Here is a 1,996-nt window from a genome sequence, read left to right as displayed (position 1 = left end):
ACGACGCGCAGCAATTCCCGCTTCTCGTCGTCGGTGGTGGTCGGCGACTCACCGGTGGTGCCGGAGACCACGAGGCCGTCACACCCCGCGTCCACCAGGTGGTTCGCCAGGTGCGCCGCGGCGGCGGTATCGAGCGAGCCGTCGGGATCAAACGGTGTCACCATCGCGGTCAGCACGGTTCCCAACCGGGCCGGGGCGTCGAATCCGACGGTGCTCACGGTCATTAGGTTACCTGGCGGCGGCAAGGTATTTGGCAACGGCGCGGACGTGCGTTGACGGGCCGCCGGGGCGGTCAGCGTCAGGCTTCGGTGGCCAGCGGGCTGGTGGCCACCTCGGTCCCGTCGGCCAGGGTCGAGATCTCGAAGTCGGCGAACACCGCGGGCGCGGCGCCGGCGAGCTGGCGCAGGCACTCGATGGCCAGCCGCCGGATTTCCACGTCGGCGTGCTCGCTGGCGCGCATGGCGATGAAGTGCCGCCAGGCCCGGTAGTTGCCCGTGACGACGATCCGGGTCTCCGTCGCGTTCGGCAGCACCGCCCGGGCGGCCTGGCGCGCCTGCTTGCGGCGCAAAATCGCGTTGGGTTGGTCGGCGAACTTCGCCTCGAGCCTGGCCAGCAAGTCCGCGTAGGTGGCCCGGCTGGCGTCGGCGGCCTCGGTCAGGATCCGGCGCAGTTCGGGGTCGTCCTCCATGCCCGGGGGCACGACGACGCGCGAGTCGCCCTCCGGCACGTAGCGCTGCGACAGCTGCGAGTAGGAGAAATGCCGGTGCCGGATCAGCTCGTGCGTGAGCGATCGTGAGATGCCGGTGATGTAGAACGACACGCTGGCGTGCTCGAGCACCGAGAAGTGCCCGACGTCGATGATGTGCTTGATGTAGCCGGCGTTGGTCGCGGTCTTGGGATTGGGTTTCGACCAGCTCTGATAGCAGGCCCGGCCGGCGAACTCGACCAGCGCCGCGCCACCGTCGGCGTCGGTGCTCCACGGCACGCCCGGGGGCGCCAGGAACTCGGTCTTGGCGATCAGTTGCACGCGTAGCGGCGCGGTCTCGGCCACGGCGCTCACCTTAACGTTTCGACCGGACCGTGAGCTCACCCGATATCAGCAGGGGCAGCAGCGCGTCGCGCAAGGCGGACAGCCGCGCGCTCTCGGTGCGACGCGCGTGGCACAGCGCCCCCAGGCCGGTGATCGTTCGTAGCGCCGTGGTGGGCAGGCGCCGAACGTCCGGGACCATAACGTCCAAGAGGTCGCGCGGCTGGATCCGCTGATGGCTCCCCGACGTCCCGGCCACCCGGCGTTGCAGCCGTTCGGAGACATCGGGTTGGCGCACGGCCGACCACAGGGCCGAGGCGTCGACGCCGCTGGGCTGCAGGACCGCGAACTCGCTGCTGGCCACGGCCAGCTGCGGCGGAAGGCTCGGCACGTTCCAGATTCGCGGAATCCGGGGATTGAGCTTCGCGAACAGCACGCACGGGCCCGACAGGAGGAACTTGCCGCTCCTGATGGACTCCGCACTCACGACGCGGGGCTGCGCCCCGTCGTCGAACGCCGGGAGGCTGAAGTGCGCGACCACGTCGTCGAACTCGGCGACGTTGAGGAACGCCGTCGACCGGGTCGCAAGGCTGGACAGCGGCGCGCGTTCGCGGGCCGACTCCGCGATGGCGACCATCACGTTCTCGGCGGCCACGATCACGCGCTCGTTGGCGGACACTTTGTCATCGAGGGAGCCGAGCAATTCGGCGATCGCCCGGCGCTGCGGCGCGCGCACGCTGCGCACCGCGACGTCACGCAGGATGCGCTGGCTGAGCAGCGGCTGCCCCGATCCGCAGCGGTGATCGCCCAGCCGACAGGTTTGCAGCGCGTAGTACCAATACCGCGTCTCGCGTGGGTCGTTGGCCCGGCATACCAGTGCGTTCTCGGTGACCCAGACGTCGGAGTCGCAGTACCGCAGGCTGCCGCAGCGCGACCCGACGCGCCCGAGGACGATCAGCGGGCCGGCCG

The 1,996-nt window shown here is 70.3% G+C and carries 3 protein-coding genes; all 3 read right to left on the bottom strand.

Annotated features, from left to right (window positions below):
* Positions 1-218: dihydrodipicolinate synthase family protein (locus A5711_RS07705; protein WP_197520755.1), on the bottom strand; the 218-nt coding region annotated here is incomplete at its 3' end.
* Positions 219-298: 80 nt separating this feature from the next.
* Entirely contained in the window at positions 299-1,051 is a 753-nt protein-coding gene (gene thyX / locus A5711_RS07700) for an FAD-dependent thymidylate synthase (RefSeq protein WP_067945138.1), read from the bottom strand.
* A 10-nt stretch (positions 1,052-1,061) separates the two neighbouring features.
* The coding region (locus A5711_RS27180; RefSeq protein ID WP_197520754.1) for a restriction endonuclease subunit S at positions 1,062-1,996 on the bottom strand (935 nt) is incomplete at its 5' end.

The sequence above is a fragment of the Mycobacterium sp. E2238 genome (assembly GCF_001672665.1).
In the GTDB taxonomy this organism is placed as follows: Bacteria; Actinomycetota; Actinomycetes; order Mycobacteriales; family Mycobacteriaceae; genus Mycobacterium.
This window is presented reverse-complemented; position numbering and strand designations above follow the sequence as displayed.